The organism is Streptomyces sp. NPDC051636 (genome assembly GCF_044453765.1).
GTDB lineage: Bacteria > Actinomycetota > Actinomycetes > Streptomycetales > Streptomycetaceae > Streptomyces.
In genome coordinates this window covers 163,046-185,252 of sequence record NZ_JBITDA010000008.1, presented here as the reverse complement: position 1 = coordinate 185,252, position 22,207 = coordinate 163,046, and the positions used below count along the sequence as shown (strand labels likewise).

Sequence of the window (22,207 nt, the reverse complement as noted above, 5' to 3'; positions counted from 1 at the left end):
TCGTCGCGGTCATCGGTAGGTGTCCCAGAAAAGGCCGGCCGCCGCAGGCTCGGCGGGGGTGCCGGGCGCCGCGTCGGACGCCGCGAGGGCGGCGGCGCCCCGGATGACGACCGTGCGGTCGAGCGGGGGCTGCGGCAGCGGCGTCCGGCCGGGGCGGTGGTCCGCCGGGGCGGGGGCGAGCAGCAGGTGCGCGTTGGTGCCGCCGTCGGCGAAGCAGTTGAGCGCGGCCCGGTCGGCGGTCGCCGGCCAGGGCAGGGCCTGACGCGGGAAGTACATGGAGGACGCGTCCAGGTCGAAGTGGGGCAGCGGCTGCTGCCCGGAACGGAACGGCACCTGCTGCCGGTGGTGGAGCATCAGGACGACCTTGATGAACGCGGCGATGCCCTCCGCGGCCAGCGGGTGACCGATGTTCGGCTTCACCGATCCGAGCGCGAGCCGCGTCGAGCGGGCCGGCGCCGCGCCGTACACGCCCTCGATCGCCTTCAGTTCGAGCAGGTCGGTGACGGTCGAGCCGGAGGCGTTCGTCTCCACCCACCCGATGTCGTGCGGCGCCCGGCCGCTGAGCCTCAGCGCCTCGGCCATCACGTCCTTCTGCGCCCGCAGGTTGGGCGTGGCGGGACCGGCGGTGCGGCCGTCGTTGTTGATCGCGATGCCCTCCAGCACCGCGAGCACGCGGTCGCCGTCCGCCTGGGCCCGGGCCAGCGGCTTCAGGACGACGACGCCGACGCCCTCGCCGAGCACGAGACCGGCCGCCCTGCCATCGAACGCGTGGAACTCCGGGCCGGGGTTGAGCAGCCCGCGCTGCCCGAACACCCGGTGGGCGCGGTCGTCCGCCAGCAGGCTCACGCCGGCGACCACGGCCGACTCGACGGTTTCCGTGCGCAGTGCCTGTACAGCCATGTCCATCGCCACCAGGGCGGAGGAGCAGGCGGTGTCGACCACCAGGCTCGGACCCTGGAAGTCGAAGAACTGGGAGATGTTGGCCGCGAGGTAGTTCTGGCCGGTCACCACGACCGGGTTCCTGGCCTGTTCCAGCGCCACCGGGTCGGGGGTGTGGGTGGCCCGGCCGCCGACGTACACGCCGATCCTGCGGCCCTTGAGGTCCGCCGGGCGGTGACCGGCGTGGTGCACGGCCCGGTCGACCTCCTCCAGCAGCAGCAGCGCCTGCGGGTCCATCGCGGCGACGTCCGCCTCGGACAACAGGAACCGCTCCGGGGCGAACCGCAGCACCTCCGGCAGCAGTCCGGCGTGGTAGCCGAGGGGGCGGCCGAAACGGGAGTCCGGGATCGCGCGCAGTGCCGTACGGCCGTTCCGCAGCAGCTCCCAGTAGGCGTCGGCGGAGTCGGCGTCGGGGAAGCGGCAGGAGATGCCGACCACGGCGATGTCGGTGGCCCGGGGTCCGGGTACGGCCGGGGTGACGCCTTGCTCCTGACCGGTGACGACGGGGGCGTCGAAGGCCCAGACGGGCGCGGGGGCGGCGGATTCCGGCTGTCCCGGGCCCGCGGGGCCGGGCTGTACCGGGATCACGGGTTCCGGCCGGGCCGGGGCTGCGGACCTGGCCTGTCCGGGGGTCACGGGCGCGGGTTGCGCGCCGGCCGCGGGTGCCGGGGCGTCGGTCGCCGTGCCGCCGAACTGTGTGAGCAGTTCGGTGCGGTGCTCCTCGGCGAGGTAGGCCGCGAAGGCGTCGATCGTCGGGTGTTCCAGCAGGGCGGAGGGGTCGACGGAGACGTCGAGCCGCTTGGCGACGGTCTGGACGAGCTGCGAGACCATGATCGAATCCATGCCGTAGTCCTGGACCGGGACGTCGCCGGTCAGCTTCGTGCGGTCGAACCGCAGTTCGCCCGCGAGCTGGTCGAGCAGCCAGTCGGTGACCGCCTCGACGGCGCCGTGGACGTCCGCGCCCGCTCCGGCCACGGGTGGTGCCGTGCCGGCCGGTGCGGCGGGCGCCGCGGGCGGGGTGTCCAGGCGCCGTGCCGTCAGCCTCGCCGCGCTGAACTCGCCGTCGGGGCGCGGCAGCACGGGCATGACGACCCGGTTGCCGCTCGCCAGTGCGCGGTCGAGCAGAGCCAGGCCTTGTTCGTCGGTGAGCGAGGCAAGGCCGGAAGCCCGGTAGGCGGCGCTGCGGGCCTCCCCCATGCCGGTGTCCTTCCAGCTCGGCCACTGCACGCTGACCAGAGGCAGGCCGTAGGGGCGCGCCTCGGCCACCGCGTCGAGGTAGGCGTTGGCCATGGCGTAGTCGCTCTGGCCGACGGCGAGGGCGGGTACGGCGGCGGCGACCGACGAGTACAGCACGAACAGGCCGGGCGGCTCGTCGCGGAAGCACTCCAGCAGGGCGTCCAGGCCGAAGACCTTGGGTGACAGGACGCGGGCGACGCCGGTCTGCGGCTTGCGAACGAAAGCCGGGTTCTCGAAGTCGGTGAAGCCCGCGCTGTGGATCACCCCACCGACCGGGCCGAGCCGCAGCCTGACGTCGGCGATGACCTTGGCCAGCGCCTCCTTCTCCTCCAACGGCACGGCGGTGACTTCGAGTTCGACGCCCTGACCGGCGAGCTCCGCCAGGGGGCGCAGCTTGCGGCCCAGCGGACCGTCCTGCGCGATGTGTGCGGCCCACTCGGCGCGCGGCGGCAGCTCCTCGCGGCCGGTGAGGACCAGCTTGCGGACGCCGTGCCGGGTGACGAAGTGGCGTGCGGTGAGCAGCCCGAGGCCGCGTGTTCCGCCGGTCACCCACAGCACGTGGTCCGGCGGGAAGCGCAGCTCGGTGCCCGGTGTCTCCGGGGCCCGGGCGAGCGTCGCCAGGTGGCGTGCTCCGCCGCGGTAGGCGACCTCCGCGGGCTCGCCCTCGGCGGACAGCTCCTCGGCGATCCAGCGGCACAGCTGGTCGTCGGTCGTGGCGGCATCGGTCACCACGTGGCGGGAGCGGACGTGACGGTACTCGCTCTGCAGCATCCGGTACAGGCCCACCCGGGCCGCCCCGCCGAGGGCGGGCGCGCCGCGCGAGACGAGGAGCGCCCGCAGGTCGCGGCGGCCGTGGTCGACCAGGTGCTGGAGCCAGCGCAGCCATGAGGGCAGTGCGGAGTGCGAGGGCGGCATCCCGGGGCCGGTGCAGCCCGCGAGGTCGACGACGGCGTCGAAGCGGTCCCAGCGGGTGCCGGCGTCGGTGACTTCGGCGGTGATCCGGTCGGCGGTGAGCACCTCGGCGGCGGGCAGGGCGGTCGCGAGCCGGGCGGCCAGCTCCTCGGTGCCGGGTGCGGCGAGTACGGCGGTGCGCGCGGGCGGCCCCGTACGGGGCGCGGCCGGTGCGGGGATCCACTGCCGGGTCAGCAGCAGCTCCTCGGGGTACGGGCCGGTTCCGAGGGTGTTCCGGCCGGTGGCGGATGCGTCGTGTCCGCCACCGAGCGCGGCGAGTTCGGCGTCGGCGGCCGCGAGCCAGACGCGGTCCCCGTCGAAGGGGTAGCCGGGCAGCGGCACCCGGCCGGGCCGGCCGCCGGGGTGCAGGCCCGGCCAGTCGACCTGCTGTCCGCGGGTCCAGGCCGCGGCGTACGCGCCGGGGTCGGCGGGGAGCTGCTCGGCGGCGGCGGGCCGGCGCGGGTCGACCACCCCGGTCCAGCTGCCGGCCGGAGTGCCGCCCGCGGCGAACTCGTCGAGGCGGGCGATCAGTTCCGGCAGGTCGTGGAAGAGCACGGCGAGCCGGTGGGCCATCGCCTCGCGGCCCGTCTGCAGGGTCCAGGCGATCTGTGCCGGTGTCGCGGTCGCCCCTTCGGCGCTGAGATGTCCGGCGAGTCGCCGGGCCTGCGCGGTCAGCCGGCCGGCGTCCCGGGCGGAGAGGACCGCCAGCTGCGGGCCGGCCGGGGCGGCTGCGGCACCGGCGCCGTCACCGACGTACTCCTGCAGGATGATGTGAGCGTTCGTGCCGCCCGCTCCGAAGGAGCTGACGCCCGCCGTCCTCGGCCGTACCGTGCCGTCGGCCAGGACGCGGCGGGGCCAGGGTGCCCGCTCGCGCTGGACCTCGAACGGGGTCGCCGTGAAGTCGATGTTCGGGTTGAGGCGGTCCGCGTGCAAGGAGGTCACCAGCTCGCCGTGGCGCATCTGGAGCAGGACCTTCGTGATCGCCGCGATGCCGGCGGCCGACTCGGCGTGCCCGATGTTGGACTTCACCGAGCCGATGGGCAGCCGCTCGGGCGGCTCGTCGCCGAAGGCCCGGAGCATGCCGGTGACCTCCACCGGGTCGCCGAGCGCGGTGCCGGTGCCGTGCGCCTCCAGGTAGTCGAGGTCGGCGGGCGCGAGCCCGGCCCGCTGCAGTGCCGAACGCACCAGATCACCCTGGGCCTTGGGGTTGGGCACGCTGTAACCGGCACCCGCCCCGCCGTGGTTGACGGCGGACGCCTTGACGACGGCGAGGATCCGGTCGCCGTCGGCGAGGGCGGCGTCGAGGCGCTTGAGCAGGACGGCGCCGGAGCCCTCGGCCGGCACGTACCCGGTGCCGCCCTCGCCGAAGCTGCGGCAGCGCCCGTCCTCGGCGAGGAAGCCGCGCTGGGCGAGCTGCAGGAACTTCACCGGATGGCTGGAGATGTTGACCCCGCCGGCCACGGCGACGTCGCAGTCGCCGTTGCGGATCGCGAGGCAGGCCTGGTGGATGGTGACCAGCGACGAGGAGCACATGGTGTCCAGGGCGACGCTGGGGCCGCTGAAGTCGAAGAAGTACGACACCCGGTTGGCCACCGAGGCGTACGACGAGGAGGTCGCGAAGCCCTCGCCGCGCAGGGCCTCCTGGGTGCCGTACAGCTGGTAGTGGCCGTACATCATGCCGACGAACACGCCGGTGCGGGCGCCGCGCAGCTGCTCGCGGGTGTATCCGGCGTCCTCCAGCAGATGCCAGACGGTCTCCAGGAACACCCGCTCCTGCGGGTCGGTGTGCTCGGCCTCGATCTGCGACATGCGGAAGAACAGCGGGTCGAAACGGTCGGCGCCGCGGACGAAGCCGCCCCACTTGCCGTAGGTCTTGCCGGTGGCGGACCTGTCCGGGTCGTAGAACAGGCCGTGGTCCCAGCGGTCGGCGGGGATCTCCTCGATGCTGTCCCGGCCGGCGCGCAGGTTGCGCCAGAACTCGGTGACGTCGTCGGCCTGCGGATAGCGGCCCGCCACGCCGATGACGGCGATGTCCGCGCCCTGCTCGGTGGGCGGTGCGGGAGCCGCGGCCGGCACCGCCGGGGCCGGTTCGGGAACCGGCGGAAGAGCTGACGCCGCCGGGGCGGCGTTGGCCGGGAAGGCGCCGGGGTGGGCCCCCGCCAGATGGCCGGCGAGGTCGCGCACGGTCACGTGCTCGAAGAGCAGGGTCTTCGACAGCGGGCCGACGTGTTCCTCCAAGCGGCGCAGGAGGCTCATGGTGATGAGCGAGTCCACGCCGTACCGGTCGAAGGGCTCGGTGACGGCGATCTCCGCCTCGGGGAGTTTCAGCTCCTCGGCGAGCAGCCGCAGGACCAGTGCCTCGGCACGCTCGTGCGCTCCCGGCGCGGCGGTGGCGGACGTGTCCTTGCGCGGTCCGGCGCCGGCCAGGGCCCCGAGGACGCGGCCGGGGTCGCCGGCGGTGAGGAGCAGGCGCGGCGCGGTGTGGGCCAGGGCGCGGTCCAGAGCGTCGAGGGCCGGGGCGGTGCGCACCGGGCGCATGCCGAGCGTCCGGTCCATGAAGGCCTCGGCATCGGAGTCGATGCGCATTCCGCCGTCGGCCCAGACGGGCCAGGCGGCCGCGAGGGTGCGGCCGTGCCGGGTGCCCGCGCGGCGGCGCCGTTCGCGCTCCTCGGCGAAATGGTCGAGGAAGGCGTTGGCGAAGGCGTAGTCGCTCTGGCCGGCGTTGCCGAAGGCCGCGGCGGCCGAGGAGAACGCGACGAAGTAGTCCAGCGGTTCGGCGGCCGTCGCCTCGTCGAGCAGCACGGTGCCGTGCACCTTGGCGGCGAGCACGGTGTCCGCGGCCGCACGCTGCTTGGTGCGCAGGAGCCCGTCCCTGAGGACACCGGCCGTATGCACGACACCACTGACCGAGCCGTGGGCCCGGCGGGCCTCGGCCACCAGGTCCCGTACGGCGGCCGGGTCGGTGACGTCGGCGAGCATCACCCGCGCGCCGAGGGCGTCGGCGCGGGCCCGGGCCTCGGGACCGGGGGCGGTACGCGCGGCGAGCACGATACCTCCGCCGGTGACGCCGGCGGCCCGCCGCGCGGCGGTGATGTGCTCGGCGACGAGGAGCCCCAGGGCGCCGGTGCCCCCGGTGACGATGTGCGCGCCGGTGCCGGCGAACGCGGTGCCCGTGACGGCCGGGAGGGTCACCTCGCGCCAGCCGCGGCGGGCCCGGCCCTCCGCGCCCGCACGCACCTCGGGGCCGCCGTCGTCGCCGAGTTCGGCGACGACGGCCTCGGCGGCCGGGTGTCCCGCGGCGACCGCGAGGACGCCGAGGGCGACCGACGGATGCTCCAGGCGCACCGTGCGGGCGAAGGCGGCCATCGCCGGGTGCGCGGGTGACGGGGCGGGCTCGGGATGGACGTACAGGTAGCGCAGCGCGTCACGGCGCTCGCGCTGCCAGGCCTGCAGGAAGGCCAGGGCCGCGTGGAAGCCGTGCTCCAGGGAGCCCTGGATGCTGCCGGTGCCGTCGGCCACGTGGACGACGTGGACGGGTCCGGTTCGGGCCGCGCGTACGGCGGCGTCGGCGTCGAAGCCGTTGGTTGCGAGCGGGATGCGGCGGACGTCGGCGCCCGCTGCCGTGAGGGCGGCTGTCACCTCGGAGGCGTCCGCGGAGCCGGGGTCCAGCAGCAGGACCTGTGCGGCGGCGCCGAGTCGGCCCTGCGGTGCGGGCAGGGGCTCCCAGACGGGCTCGAAGGCGTGCACGGCGTCGGCCGTGGACGCGGCAGGGACGGCGGCCGTGGCTCGTGCGGCGTCCTCGGCGGGCACGGCCCGCAGCGTGAAGGAATCCAGCGTGACGGCCACCTGCCCGTTCTCGTCGAGCAGAGTGACGTCGAAGGTGAGCGAGCCCGCCGGGGCGGGGCGTCGGGCCGGGGTGGCGTGCGCGTAGACGCGCTCGGGCAGGGGGGCGTGGAGCCGGACCGAGCCGAGGGAGAACGGCAGGTACGGTGCCGGGCCCGAAAGATCCTTGGCGCCGGGAACGAGCCGGCCGGCGGTCTGCAGGGCGGCGTCGAGCAGCGAGGGATGGAAGACGTACGCACCCGCGTCCGCGCGCAGCGGCTCGGGCAGGCGCAGCGTCGCCAGCGCCTCCCCCGGGCCCTCGGCGATCTCCTCGATGACCCGGAAGGCGGGACCGTAGGCGAAGCCGAGCCGGACGAAGCCCTCGTAGCAGGCGTCCCCCTGCTGGATGCGGGTGCACCGGGCGCGTACGTCCGTGAGGGCGACGGAGGCGGGCCGGGAGCCGGGGTCGTCGAACCGCAGGGTGCCGCTGGCGTGCACCGGGGCGTCCTCCGCGGTGCCGCGCACCTCGAAGGCGGCGCCGGAGCGGTCACCGGTGACGCGGACCAGCAGCGCACGTCCGGGGCCGCCGGCGGGGAGCCGGACCGGCGCGGCCCACACCAGGTCGTCGACGCCGCGCACCGGCGTTCCCCCGGCGGCGAGTTCACCCGCCAGGCGGCCCATCTCCAGGTAGGCGACCCCGGGCAGCACCAGGTCGCCGCCGACGACGTGGTCGCGCAGGAAGAACTCCTCGCCCGTCAGCGTCTTGGCGAACCGTTGCTCGCCGAGGACGGAGACGTTGGCGTCCAGGAGGGTGGGGTGCAGGCGAGGGCCGGGTGCGGCGGGGCGCTCTCCCGGGGCGACCCAGTGCCGGGGGCCCGCGAAGGGGTAGGCGGGCAGGTGGACGCGGCGCCGGGCGGCGCCTCCGTGCAGCGTCCGCCAGTCGACGTCGGTGCCGCGCAGCCAGGCGGCGGCCACGGCGTGCGGGTCGCGTTCGTCCGGCGGGAGGGCGGAGCCCGCCGGGGCAGCCGTCACCTCGCCCGTGCGGACGGCGGACGGGCGCCCGGCCAGGTAGGCGGTCAGCTCCGCGCGCAGGGCAGCGGTCCCGTCGGCGACGACGGCGAGCCGGTGCGGCATGGGCTCCCGGCCGATCTGGAGGGTGTGGGCGAGGTCGACGGCCGGGACGTCCTGGCGCCGGAGGTGGTCGGCGAGCCGTTCGGCGGAGCGCCTGAGCGCCTGGCCGTCGCGGGCCGAGAGCACGAAGAGCTGCTCGGTCGCGGGCTCGTCGCGGGTGTCCGGCATGTGGGGTTCCTCCAGCACGATGTGCGCGTTGGCCCCGCCGAAGCCGAAGGAGCTGACGCCGCCGCGGCGCGGCAGCTCGGTTCCTTCGGCGTCACGTGGGCGCGGCCAGGGCCGGGCGGTGGCGGCGACCTCGAAGGGGCCGCCGTCGAGTTCCAGGTAGGAGTTCTGTTCGCGGAAGTGCAGGCTGGCCGGGATGGTGCCGTGCCGCATGGCGAGGATCACCTTGAAGAGTCCGGCGATGCCGGCGGCGGCCTCCAGGTGGCCGATGTTCGTCTTGACCGAGCCGATGGCGCACGGAGCGGACGGGGACTGTGACCCGTCCTGTGCGCGCAGCCGCCGGAAGGCGGTGCTCAGGCCGGTGGTCTCGATCGGGTCGCCGAGGGCGGTGCCCGTGCCGTGCGCCTCGATGTAGCCGACGGTGTCCGGGGACACGCCGGCGGCCTGGTAGGCCTCGACCAGCAGGTCGGCCTGGGCGTCGGGGTTGGGCGCCGTGAGGGAGGTGGTGCGGCCGCCGTGGTTGAGGGCGGCACCCTTGATCACGGCGTGGACGGCGTCGCCGTCGCGTACGGCCCGCTCGTTCGGCTTGAGCAGGACGACGCCCGCGCCCTCGCCGCGCACGTACCCGTCGGCCCGGCTGTCGAAGGCCTTGCAGCGGCCGTCGGGGCTGAGCATCTCGCCCTGGCTGAGCGCCTCGTAGACGCCGGGCGCCAGGATGAGGCTGACACCGCCCGCGACGGCCAGGTCGCAGGTGCCCTCGCGCAGCGCGGCGCAGGCCTGGTGCACGGCGGTGAGGGAGCCGGAGCAGGCGGTGTCCACGGCGATGCTGGGACCGCGCAGGTCGAGCAGGTACGACACCCGGTTCGGGACGATCGACAGGGCGGCGCCGGTGAGGGTGTGGCCCTCGGTGGCACGTCCGGCGGCCCGCTGCACCTCGTGGTAGTCGGAGTTGGTCACGGCGATGAACACCCCGACCCGTTTCCCGGCCAGCTCGGAGGGGCGGTACCCGGCGTCCTCGACGGCCTGCCAGACGGTTTCGAGCAGCAACCGCTGCTGCGGGTCCATCAGTTCGGCCTCGCGGGGCGAGATGCCGAAGAACGCGGCGTCGAACCGGTCCACGTCCGGGGCGAACCCGCCCCAGCGGGAGCGGGAGCGCGGGTGGTCGCGCCAGTCCCAGCGGTCGGCGGGGATCTCACCGACCAGGTCGTCACCGGCGGCGAGGTGGTCCCAGAACTCCTTGAGATCCGTGGAGCCGGGCAGGCGTCCGGCCATGCCGATGACGGCGATCTCGCGGCGGGCGGGGGCCGGTGCGCGTCCGGACCCGGGGCGGGCAGGGGCGGTGGCGGCTTCTTCAGTGGCTTCTTCAGTGGCCTCTTCGGTGGCCTCTTCGGTGGCCGCTGCGGTGTCCTCGTCGCCGGCCTCCTCGGTGACGACGGCTGTCCGGGAGAGTTTCCCGAAGCGGGCCGACAGCGCGGGCGCGTGATGCTCCCACAGGTGCTCGGCCAGCGCGTGCAGGGTGCCGTGGCGGTAGAAGAGGGTCGGGTACTCGGTGATGCCGTACGCCTTGCGCAGCTCCGCGCTGAGGGCGGTGAAGCTCACCGAGTTCATGCCGACCTCGCCGAGCGGCGTGCGCGCACCGATGTCCTCGGGGCGCAGGTCGACCAGGGCGGCGACCTTGCGGGCCAGGTCGGCGACGAGGGCCTGCGTGCGGCCGCCGGTGTCGCGTGCCGGGGCGGTGCGGGCCTCGGCCCGCGTTCCGGCACCGAATCGGGCACGCAGCTCCGGCAGGGGCAGCGCGGCCAGCGTGGTGCGGTCGATCTTCTCGTTCAGGGTGCGCGGGAACCCGGTCATCCTGACCAGGGCGTCGGGCACCATGTGGTCCGGCAGCCAGGCCGCCAGCTGCTCGCGGGCCGGCTCGGCGGCGCCGTCGTCGAGGACGTAGGCGGCGAGCAGGGTGTGCGAGCCGGCGGCCTGTCCCCGGGCCACGACGACCGCCTCGCGGACGCCGTCGAGCCGGCGCAGCGTCGCCTCGATCTCCTCCAGTTCGACCCGGTAGCCGCGCACCTTGACCTGGGAGTCGATCCGGCCCAGGTACTCGATGGTGCCGTCGGCGAGCCGCCGTACGAGGTCGCCGGTGCGGTACATGCGGGCCTCGGCGCGCCCCGCGAACGGGTCGGGCAGGAAGCGCTCGGCGGTCAGGTCGGGGCGGCCGAGGTAGCCGTCGGCCACGCCGTCGCCGCCGATGTACAGCTCGCCGGGGACGGCGGTGGGGACGGGCCTGCGGGCGCTGTCGAGGACGTACAGGGCGGTGTTGGCGACCGGGGCGCCGAGTGTGACCCGGGCGCCGGGGGTGAGGCGTGCGGCGGCCGACCAGATGGTGGTCTCGGTCGGGCCGTAGAGGTTCCACACCTCGCCGTTGCCCGCGAGGAGCGCCTCGGCCAGGTCGGCGGACAGAGCCTCGCCGCCGCACAGCACCTTCAGCCCCGGGTCGCCCTGCCAGCCGGCCGCCAGCAGCATGCTCCAGGTGGCCGGGGTGGCCTGCACGACGGTGGGCCGGACCCGTTCGACGGCCTCGCGCAGCCGCAGCCCGTCGCGCGCGTCCTCGGCGGCCAGCACCTCCGCCGTGCCACCGGTGACCAGCGGCAGGTACAGCTCCAGACCGGAGATGTCGAAGCAGACGGTGGTGAGGGCCAGCAGGGTGTCGCCGGGGCCGAAGCCGGGCTCGCGGGCCATGGACCACAGGAAGTTGGTCAGCGCGCGGTGCGGCACCCGGACGCCCTTGGGGCGGCCGGTGGAGCCGGAGGTGTAGATGACGTAGGCGGCGTCGGACGGGCCGGCCGGGCCGGGCGAGGGCAGGAGCGGCGGCTGTTCGGCGGTGTCGGCGACCAGCCGGGGCACGGTGCCCACGGTGACGCCGACGCCGGAGTGGGTGAGCAGCAGGTGCAGCCCGGCGTCCTCGGCCATGTAGGCGAGGCGGTCGGCGGGGTAGGCGGGGTCGAGCGGCACGTAGGCGGCGCCGGCGGCCTGGACGGCGAGGAGCGCGACCGGCAGGTCCGCGTCGCGCGGGAGCAGCACGCCGACGGTGCGTCCGCGGCCGGCGCCCGCGGCGGTGAGCCGGGCGGCGAGGGCGTCCACGCGCTCCACGAGTGTGCGGTACGTCAGTTCGGTGCCCGCGTGGCGGACCGCGACCGCGTCGGGCCGGGCCTCGGCCTGCCGCCGTACCAGCTCCCAGACGAGGGAGTCGGCCGGGTAGTCGGCGGGGGCGGGCGGGGCGAGCCGGGCCCGCTCTTCCTCGGTGAGCAGCTCCAGGTCGGCCACCGGGGTGCCGGGCTGTTCGACGGCGGCGGTGAGGAGGGTGGTGAAGTGGGCGCCGATGCGGGCGACGGTGTCCTCGTCGAAGAGGCCGGGGTCGTACTTGAGGGTGTAGCGGCAGCCCTCCGCCTGCTCGACGACCTCCAGGGTCAGGTCGAACTCGCCCTCCTGGTGCACTCCTTCGACCGGGCCGAGGACCAGGCTGTCGCCGGGCGCGCCGGTGCGGGTGTCGCGGGCCCAGTTCTGGAAGTAGAAGGCGACGTTGAAGGGGGTACCGGCCTCGGGGTTCTCGCGGCGCAGGTCGTCGGCCAGGGTGAGCAGCGGATACGCGCTGTGGTCCAGGGCGTCGAGCACGGTGCGGTGGACGCGGCGGACCAACCCGCGGAACTCGTCGGCGGCCTCGACGCGTTCGGCGAGTACCACCATGTTCATGAAGTAGCCGAGCGTGTCGTCCCAGCCGCTCGCCGGGCGTCCCGCCGTCGGGGTGCCCACGGCGACGTCGGTCTGGTCGCCGTAGCGGCGCAGCAGCGTGAACCAGGCGGCGAGGACGACGCCGAAGAGCGAGGTCTGCTCGGTGCGGGCGAGCGCACGGGCCCGGTCGGTGACCGCGGCCGGGATGAACCCGTCCAGGCTGGCCCCGCGGAAGCCGGGCACGGCCGGGCGGGGCCGGTCGAGCGGCAGCGGCACAGTGGTCCGGCGCCCGCGCAGCCGCTCGGTCCAGTACGTGCGCAGCCGCCGGCCCTCGTCACCGGCGAGCAGGTCGCGCTGCCAGGCGGTGAAGGCGGCGTAGTCGCGGGCGGGGCGTTTGTCGGGGAGCGTGCGGCCGGCGAGGAGCGTGCGGTAGCCGTGCTCCAGTTCCTTCAGGAGCAGGGCGATGGAGACGCCGTCGAAGACCAGGTGGTGGAAGGTCAGCAGCAGCGCGTTGCGGCCGTCGCCGAGGGTGTAGAGGCTGGCCCGGACGAGGGGCCCGGCGGCCAGGTCGAACGGGCGGCGCAGATCGGCGCGCATGCGGTCGCGCAGCTCGGCGTCGCCGCGGGCGGTCAGGAACACCTGCTGGAAGGGCAGTTCGGGCTCGGTGGCGATCCGGGCGTACGGCCCCTCCGGGCCGGTGCGCACGGTCGCCCGCAGTTCGGCGTGCCGGTCGACCACGTCCTGCAGGGCGGCCCGCAGGGCGAGGACGTCCAGGTCGCGGTCGAGCCAGAGGGCGAGGGGCAGGTTGTAGGCGTAGGTTCCGGGTGCGATCTGCTCGATCACCCACAGGGCGCGCTGGCCCTCCGACAGGGGGTGGCGGTCCTCTTCCCCGTCGGTGCGCGGGCGCAGGACGCGGGCCGCCGCCTCGGCGGCCGGGGACACGGCGGGGGCGCCGGCCGGGGGAACGGCAAGGGTGTGGACCGGGGTGGGTGCCGTCGGCTGCGCCGCCGGGGCGGCCGCTGCGGGGGTGGGGGTCGGCGCGGCCCCGTTCGCCGTTCCGGCGAGCCAGTTGGTGGCCAGATGGGCGGCCAGTTCGCGCAGGGTCGGCTGCTCGAAGAAGTCGCCGAGCGGCACGGTGACGCCGAACGCCTCGTCCACGGCGGCGACGATCTTCATGCCGCTGAGGGAGTCGAAGCCGTAGTCGGCCAGCGGCCGGTCGGGGTCGATGCGCTCCTCCAGCTTGAGCACTCCCTCGACGAGGTCGCGCAGGCGCTCGGCGAGGGAGTGGGTGGGGGTGGTCCCGGGAGAGGGGGAGGCGGCCGCCGGGCCGCTCGCCGGCCGGGGCGTGCTCAGCAGGACGCCGTCGCTCTCCGCGACCAGGACGGTCTGGCCCAGTGCCGGGTCGCCGGCGCCGAGCGTGTGGACGGGGGCGTACCCCTCCTCGTGCAGGAGCCTGGTCCAGCCCGCCGGGGAGGCGAGCGGGGAGTCGGGCATGCGCAGATGGCCGTCCTCGAAGGCCCACCAGCCCTCCAGGACACCGCCGCCGATGGTGAGCAGCGGCCGGACCGAGGTCAGTTCGTTGAGGACGAGCCAGCCGCCGGGCCGCAGCAGCGCCTTGGCCTTGCGCAGGGTGGCCCGCAGGTCGCTGGTGGCGTGGACGACGTTGGTGGCGACGACGAGGTCGGCGCACGCGGGTGTGAACCCCTGCTCCGTCAGGCCGCGTTCGAGGTTGAGGACCTGGAAGCGGGCGAAGTCGTAGCGTGCGGCGAAGCGTTCGCGGCCGTGTTCCAGGAAGCGCGGCGAGATGTCGGTGAAGGTGTAGCCGACGCGTCCCGGGTGCGCGGCGAGCGCGGGGAGCACCCGTTCGCTGGTGGCGCCGGTGCCGGCGCCCAGCTCCACGACCTCGACCGTGCGGTCCCCGGGCAGCTGGGGGAGGCGCAGCTGCAGGAAGTGGCGGACGGTGTCGCGGACCAGGAGGTTGAAGTGGTCGGTGAGCGGGTTGCCCTTGTAGAAGTTCTGCACCAGCTTCATCGAGGAGCCGGGGAACATGATCTCGGTGGCGCCCACCTCGCCGCGCAGGATGCGCGGGTACGCCTCGAGGAACAGGCGGTTGAGGGTGACCGTCGGTTCGATGTCCGGGTAGGCGGCCGCGATCCGGTCGAACTCGGCCTGCCTGCGGCCCGCGTGCTCGTCCGCGTCGACGCCGTCGACCGCCGGGGTGCTGGTGACCAGGTCGCCGTCGCGCGTCAGGAATCCGGCGCCGGTCAGGATGTTGAGCAGCGCCTCGTGCAGCCGGCGGAAACGGTCGAGGATGCCGAGCCGGGTTCGCAGCTCCTCGGCGCCGTGCCGTTCGCCGGAGCGCCGGAAGGCTCCCATGCGCTGGTAGGCGCCGAGCAGCATGGGCGCGGAGACGGCCTCCAGTTCCTCGTAGCCGGCGAGCACGCGGCGGGCGGCCGGGTCGGTGGGGGTGGTGGCGAGGTCCGCGGCCGCGGCGGCCAGCGCGGCCGGGTGGCCGCCGGTGAGGACTTCGCCGTCCAGGGCCGGGTCGTGGCCCATGGCCTCCAGGGCCCGGCGGCCGGCGCGGATCGGCATGACCTGCGGCAGCCCGCTGCCCAGGATGCGGTGGACGGCGGCGATGCCCGCGGCGGGGCTGAAGCCCTGGATGCCGAGCCCGGCGAAGATGTCGGCGAGGCCGGGCTGTGCGCCGGAGCCGACCATGCCCCAGTAGCCCTGGTTCACGACGGTCACGGGGTACGGCAGCCGGTCGCGCAGGAACACGGCGTAGGCGTCCTCGGTGGCGGAGGCGCAGATGTAGGCGCCGTTCCCGGCGAAGCTGCCGAAGGAGCCGGCGGAGGAGAAGTAGACCAGGAAGTCGAGGTCCTGGCCGTCGACGGCGGCGGCAAGCGCGGCGGCACCCTCGGTCTTGACCCGGGTGGCGGCGGTGAAGGTCTCCTCGTCGAGGTCGGCGAGGGCATGGTTGTCGAACACCATCGCGGCGTGCACGACGCCGTGCAGGGCGCCGAAGCGGCGATGCGCCTCGGCGACGGCCGCGGCGAGGTCGGCGGTGGCGCAGGCGTCGCCGCGGACGTGGGCGACGTCTCCGCCGAGAGCCCGGATCTCCTCGGCGGCGGCGCGCTGGTCTGCGCCCGGTTCACCGCGGCTGAACCACACCAGCCGGGCCCGGTGGCGTTCGGCGAGGTGGCGGCTGAGTTCCTGGGCGATCCCGCCGGTGCCGCCGACGAGCAGGTAGACGCCGCCGTCCCGGAAGACCGGGCCGGGCGCGGGCAGGCCGACCCGGCCGAGGCGGCGGACGTAGCGGGCCCCGCCGCGCAGGGCGACGGTGCGGCCGGTGCTGTCGGCGGGCAGCGCGAGGACCGCGTCGGCCAGGGCGGTGGCCGCGTGCTCGCCGGTGAGGTCCGCGGTGGCGAAGTCCAGTGCGGCGACGCGGAGTTCGGGGCGTTCCTTGGCCACCACCTGGAGCAGGCCGTGCATCCCCGCGGCGAAGGGGTTCGTGGCGGTGCTGCCGGCGACCGGGTGGACGTCGCTGGTGACGACGACGACGCGGGTGGCGTTGGTGGTGCGGACCAGGTGGAACAGGGAGAGGGAGCCGGTGCGCAGGTGTGCGGCCGCCCGGTCGGCACCCGTCCCCTCGGCGATGGAGGTGCCCACGCCGCCGAGGTGCAGCACCAGGTCGGCGCCGTTCGTCTTCTCCAGCCAGGCGGACACCGGGAGTTCGTCGATGCGGACCAGCTCCACCCGGCTGTCGGGGAGACGGCCCAAGACGGCTTCGGCGAGCCAGGCGGAGTCCTCGGTCACCAGGGCGACGACACGGCCGGGGTGGGCGGCGGGGGCGGGGGCGGGGCTGTCCTCGCGTACCCACAGGGGGCGGTAGAAGTCCGGGAGTTCCCCGGCGGACCCGCCGCCGGACGGAGCCGGCCCGGTGGGCTCGTCGTGGGACCGGGGCGGCTCGGCGGGCCCGCCGTGCGACCGGGAGGGCCCACCGGACTCGCCGTGCGACCGGGACAGCCCGGTGGGGCCGTCCTGGGACCGGATGGGATCGGCGGGGCCGTCGTGGGAACGGGCCGGCACGGCGGCGGGAGACGTGCGGACCGGCGGCTCGGGGATCCAGTAGCGCTTGCGGGCGAAGGGGTACGTCGGCAGTTCGGTCCTGCGGGCCGTGGCGTGCGTGACGCGGGACCAGTCGATGTCGGCGCCCGCCACCCAGTGTCCGGCCACCGCCGCCAGGTCCCGGCGGGTCAGGGCCGTCTCCAGGGCCTCGGCCCCGGCGCCGGTGAGGACGACCCGTGCCCGGGTGGCCCGGCCGGTGACGATCCGGGCGTCGGCGGCCCCGGCGGCGTACGTCTCCAGCAGCGCAACGGCCTCGTCCGGCGAGCCGACGGCCATCGCGAGCCGGAACTCGTGGGCGGTACGGCCGGACTGGAGGGTGTGGGCGATGTCGACGAGGCGGGGGGTGCCTGCGGCCAGGCGGGTGACGCCGTGAAGGTCGGCTGACGCACCCGCGTCCGTGCCCGGCGAGCCGTTCCCGGCCGACGGCCCGCCAGCACTCCCGAGCCCGGCGACCGCCTCCGCGACCGCGCCCAGCGTCCGCGCCGTACCCACCGCCGCGGGCAGCGCACGCTCGACCTCCGCCGCCAGCGACGCCTCGAAGCGGGCGCGTTCGGGGACGCCGAAGCCGCAGTCGGCGAGGTCGGTACCGAGGTCGAGGAACTCGGGTGCCACGCCGGCGGTTTCGGCGGCCAGGCGCAGGCAGAGCCGCTGGGCGTCGCCCAGCCGCTCCCGGGCGGCACTCGCCGGTTGCGAACCCGGGGTGCCACGCAGAAACGCGGCGAGATCGGCGGCGTAGGCGCGCAGCCGGTCCTCGGTCTTGGCGGACAGGACGAGGAGCTGGCCGGTGTCCGGGACTTCGGGCTCGGCCGGTGCCGGGCCGGGGTACTCCTCCACGACCAGGCAGGCGTTGGCGCCGCCCCCGCCGAAGGAGCTGACGACCGCGCGCAGCGGTGCGCCGGTCCCGCCGCCGGGGGGTGCCCAGGGCCGGAGGGTCTGCTGGACCTCGAAGGGCGTGGTGGTGAAGTCGATGCCGGGGTTGCGCCGGGCGGAGTTCAGCGACGGCACCAGGGCGCGGTGGCGCAGCTGGAACAGCACCTTGGTCAGGCCCGCGACACCGGCCGCGGACTCCAGGTGGCCGATGTTGGACTTCACCGAGCCGACGGCGACGGTCGGCCGCTGCGCCCGCCGGGACGGGTCGATGCGCCCGCCGAAGGCCTCGACGAGTCCGGCGATCTCGATGGGGTCGCCGAGCGGGGTGCCGGTGCCGTGCGCCTCGACGTAGCCGATGGTGGCCGGGTCGGTCCCGGCGCGGTCCAGGGCGGTGCGGATCACCTCGGCCTGCGCGGCGGCGCTGGGCACGGTGTAGCCGCCGGTCTTGCCGCCCGCGTTGATGGCGGAGCCCCGGATCACGCCGAGGATGCGGTCACCGTCGGCGACGGCGTCCTTCAGGGGCCGCAGCAGGACGGCGCCGACGCCCTCGCCGTCGACGAACCCGTCGGCGTCCGCGCCGAAGCTCCTGAGCCGGTCGCCGTGCGAGATCATCCCGCGGTCGGACAGCATCCGCAGGTGCATGGGGTGCAGGATCAGGTTGACGCCGCCGGCGATGGCGGTGTGGCACTCCCCCGACCTGATGCTCTCGCAGGCCAGGTGGATCGCGGTGAGGGAGGCCGAGCAGGCGGTGTCGACGGCGAGGCTGGGGCCGGTGAAGTCGAAGGTGTAGGAGACCCGGTTGGCGATGGACCAGTGGTTGGAGTGCGCGTCGGTGCGGACGCCGAGGGCGGTGGCCTCGCCGCTCATCCACTCGTAGTTGTTGTTCATGACGCCGGCGAAGACGCCGACCGGGCCGCGCGCGGCCAGCTCGGCGGCCGGATGGCCGGCGTCGTCGAGGACGGCGGCGGCGGTCTGCAGGAACAGCCGCTCCTGCGGGTCCATCGCCTCGGCGTCGGCCGGCGATATCTGGAAGAAGAGCGGGTCGAACTTGTCGACGTCGTCGATGAATCCGGCCCATTTGCTGTAGCTGCCGTGCACGCCCGACGGGTCGTAGTGGACGTCGGCGTCCCAGCGGTCGGCGGGCACCTCGCGGATGCAGTGGCGGCCCGCGGCCAGGTTGTCCCACAGCTCACCGGGCGTCTCGGCCAGCGGGTAGCGGCCGGCGACGCCCACGATCGCCACGCCGTCGCTCGCCGGGGCCGGGGCGGAGGCCCGGGCCAGCAGGCTCAGCAGCAGCTTTCGCTTGTCGTCCACAGTTGCTCTCTCTCACAGGTCTTCGGTCGGCCGCTGCGGGCCGTGGCGTCGCCGCCGGGAGGGGTCAGGCCGGGCCGGTGTGGCGGGCGGCCGCGCGTTGCGCCCGCCGGGAGACGCGCAGGGCCGTGGCGGTGCTCCCGCCGCCGTCCGGGGCCGTGCCGGGCGCCGGGGCGAGGCCCATCAGTTCGGCGAGGTTGTCCACGAAGGACCGGATGGTGGGGAACTCGACGAAGGACGTGGCCGGGACCTCGAAGTCCAGTTCCTCGCCGAGCCGGGCGACGACCTCGATGAGGACCAGGGAGTCCAGGCCCAGGTCGAAGAGGTTGGTGTCGGGCGCGGCGAGGTGCCGGCCGCCGAGGACCTTGCCGATCGCCTCGGTGAGGTGCTCCCGGATCAGCTGGGTGTTGTGCTGCGGGTCGTCCGGGTCGAAGCGGGCGATCAGCCGGTCCCGGGCGGGTGCCGGCTCGGTCCGGCTGGTGTGGTCGCCGGGCTCCACCCAGTACCGGCGCCGGTCGAAGCGGTGGGTGGGCAGCGGCACCCGGCGGATGTCCCGTTCGGCGTGGACGGCCGCGAAGTCGAGGCCGGCGCCGAGCACCCACTGGTCGGCGGCGAGGGTGAGCAGGTGGGTGAGGCCGGCGGGTTCGCCGTCCGGCGGGGTGAGGCGGACCGGGTGCCGGCCGGTGCCGTCGAGCAGGGCGTCCAGGGAAGCCGTTTGGTCGGCCGTGCCGGTCCACAGGGCCGGGTCGCGGGCCTCGTCCTCGGTCGTCCAGTGGCCGGTGTGCGGCGACACCACGGGCAGCCGGGGCGGTGCGACACGGACGGGCGCGGTGCCCCGGGCCAGGGCGAGGGCGTCGGCGAGCGGGAGGGCCTCGGCAAGGGCGGCGGCCGTGGCGAGGCCGGTACCGGACGCGGCGAGGCCGGCCGGTTCGAGGCCCCAGGCGGTGAGGGCGGTGGCGAGTGCGTACTCATGGGCGCACGCGGCGACCGCGCCGTCCTCGGCGAGCAGGGCCTCGGCCTGTCCGGCGCGCCCGAGGGCGGCGGCGCAGGCGTCGGCGGCGTCCCGGTAGGCGGGCACCGAGGCGTACAGCTCGGCGGTGCCGGCCGGATCGGCGCCGCTGCCGGTCAGGACGAGGACGGGGGCGCTGGGTTCGCGGTCCGTCGCGCCCCGGCGGATGCGCTCCTCGTCGCCGAGGGCGAGCGCCATGGCCGCGGAGCGGGTGCTGGTGGCAACCAGGGCCAGCCGGTGGCTGTGGGCGCGGCGGCCGAGCCCGAGGGTCTGGGCGACGGCGGCCGGATCGAGGCCGGGGTGGGCCCGCAGGTGGCGGGCCAGGGCGGCGGAGGCCTGGTCGAGGGCGTCGGCGGAGCGGGCGGAGAGGACCAGCAGCTCCGGTCGGCGCTCGTGCGGGGTTTCGGTGCGGGCCGGCCCCTCCTGGAGGATCACGTGGGCGTTCGTCCCGCCGATGCCGAAGGAACTGACGCCCGCGCGCCGCGGGCCGTTCTCGCTCTTCCACTCGGTCTTCTCGGTGTTGACGAAGAACGGGCCGGCGGCGAAGTCGATGTCGGGGTTGGGCTCGGTGAAGTGCAGGCTGGGCACCAGGGTGCGGTGCTCCAGCATCAGCGCGGTCTTGATCAGGCCCGCCATGCCGGCGGCCGTGTCCAGGTGCCCGATGTTGGTCTTCACGGAGCCCAGCGCGCAGTACCCGGTGCGGTCGGTGCCGTCCTGGAAGGCCTGGGTGAGCGCGGCGACCTCGACGGGGTCGCCGAGCGGGGTGCCGGTGCCGTGCGCCTCGACGTAACCGATGGTGTCCGGGTCGACGTCGGCGACGTCCTGGGCGTCGGCGATGACGGCGGCCTGCCCGGCGACGCTGGGCGCGGTGTAACCGGTCTTGGCGGAGCCGTCGTTGTTGACGGCGCTGCCCTTGATGACGGCGTGGATCCAGTCGCCGTCGGCGAGGGCGTCCTTGAGCCGCTTGAGGACGACCGCTCCGGCGCCGCTGCCGATGACGGTGCCGCGGGCCTCGGCGTCGAAGGCGCGGCAGTGCCCGTCGGGCGAGAAGATCATGCCCTCCTGGTACTGGTAGCCCCGGCGCGGCGGGTTGAGGTGTACGGCGCCGACGAGGGCCATGTCGCACTCGCCGCCGAGCAGGGCGAGGCAGGCGGTGTGCACGGCGACCAGCGAGGTGGAGCAGGCGGTGTTGATGCTGACGCCGGGTCCGGTGAGGTTGAGCTTGTAGGAGACCCGGGTGGCGAGGAAGTCCTTGTCGTTGGCGAGCATCAGCCGGTAGTGGTCCACGGAGGACGCGGCCCGGTAACGCTCACCCAGGTTGTTCAGGAGGTAGGTGTTCATGCCGGCGCCGGCGTAGACGCCGATGTGGGCGTCGGTGCGCTCGGGGTCGTAGCCCGCCCGCTCCAGGGCTTCCAGGGCGCACTCCAGGAAGATCCGGTGCTGGGGGTCGAGGATCTCGGCCTCGTCCTTGGTGAACTGGAACAGCTCGGCGTCGAACAGGTCGGTGCCGGGGATGGTCTGGGCGGCCTTCACGTAGCGCGGGTCGGCCAGCCGGGCGGCGGGGACGCCGGCGGCGAGGAGTTCCTCGTCGGTGTACCGGGTCAGGGTCTCGCGGCCCTCGCTGAGGACGTCCCAGAAGCGGTCGACGGAGTCGGCGCCGGGGAAGCGGCAGGACATGCCGATGATGGCGACGTCGGAGTCGGAAAGCGTCATGGTGCTGGTTCTCCTGCTCGTTGTCTCAGCTCAGCCGGATGCCGAGGTCGGCGGCGACGGTCCGCATGTCGAGGAAGCTCCGGGCGACGAAGCGGGCGGCGTCCTCGGAGGCGTCCATGCGCTGGAAGAGGTCGACGAGTGCGCGCTCGTGCTCCTCGCGGTCCCCCTCCCCCGCGGCGATCTCCTTGACGACCCTGCCGAGCCGCTCCTCGACGTCGGCGAGGTCGAGGGAGCGGGGGAACTTGATGCTGAAGGTGTTGCGGTCGTAGGAGGCGTTGCGCTTGACGGACCGCACGTGGCTGGCCGCGTTGAGCTTGTAGAACATGCAGTCGTAGTTCTTGAACGAGTAGTAGTTCAGCAGCGGGAAGAGCGTGCAGTGGGTCTCCAGCGGCGAGGACTGGTAGAGGCCCTTGGCGCGCAATTCCTCGACGATCCGGTCGGGGTCGTACTCGTGCCGCATGGCGATGAACGGGAAGACGATCTTCGGCAGGTTCTCGTCGTCGTCGAAGAGGAGTTCCTCCAGCTGCCCGCCGAAGAGGGTGTCGGTGAGCCGCTCACCGAAGGTCTTGTAGAAACCGCGCACGATCTCCCGGACGTTGGACTCCATGGTGAGGATCTGCTGCGGGTCGGCGCACAGCGCGATGTAGGGGATCTTCTGCCGGTGGGCCATGAGGATCGCGCGCAGCACGAAGAAGGTGCGGCAGGAGACGCAGGGCAGCTTCTCGTCGAGGTATGTGCCGGGCTTCTTCGGCGCGGGGCGGTTGAACACCTCCCGCATCATCAGCTTGATGTTGTCGTCGTCGGCGTCCAGGACGAACGTCGCGGGGATCCTCTCCCGGGCGAGTGCGATGTTCTGGGCGGCGTGCACGCTCTCGAAGGGCACGTCGAAGGTGAAGGCCAGCACCCGCTTGCCGTACTCGTTGACGAACTTGTCCAGCATGTAGGTGCTGTCCTTGCCGCCGCTGTACATGAACAGGCAGTCGTACTCGCCGGCACCGGGCGGTGCCTGCTGGAACTCGGCGAACACCTCACTGGTGTAGCGGTAGTTGACGAGCAGGTCCTCGGCGAAGTCCAGGTTGCACAGGTTGCACACCCCCTGGTCATCGAGCACCACTCCGGGATGGTCGGCCTTGAGCGAGCAGACCTGGCAGCTGGACACGGAACCCCCTGGGCGAACGGACTGATCGGAATGTGCGGTGGGTGCGGCGA

General features: G+C 74.6%; 3 protein-coding genes. All 3 read right to left on the bottom strand.

Features of this window, described 5'->3' with window-relative positions; all coding sequences use genetic code 11:
- Positions 1–9: 9 nt before the first annotated feature.
- Positions 10–18,279 carry an amino acid adenylation domain-containing protein gene (locus ACIBBH_RS17360; RefSeq protein WP_399405372.1) on the bottom strand — a complete coding sequence of 6,090 codons (18,270 nt, stop codon included), beginning with the start codon at positions 18,277–18,279 and terminating at the stop codon, positions 10–12.
- 64 nt (positions 18,280–18,343) lie between these two features.
- Positions 18,344–20,998: a type I polyketide synthase gene (locus tag ACIBBH_RS17355; RefSeq protein ID WP_399405370.1), complete on the bottom strand. Its 2,655-nt coding sequence runs from the start codon at positions 20,996–20,998 to the stop codon at positions 18,344–18,346.
- 25 nt (positions 20,999–21,023) lie between these two features.
- Positions 21,024–22,157 carry an OzmP gene (locus ACIBBH_RS17350; RefSeq protein ID WP_399405368.1) on the bottom strand — a complete coding sequence of 378 codons (1,134 nt, stop codon included), beginning with the start codon at positions 22,155–22,157 and terminating at the stop codon, positions 21,024–21,026.
- Positions 22,158–22,207: the final 50 nt, after the last annotated feature.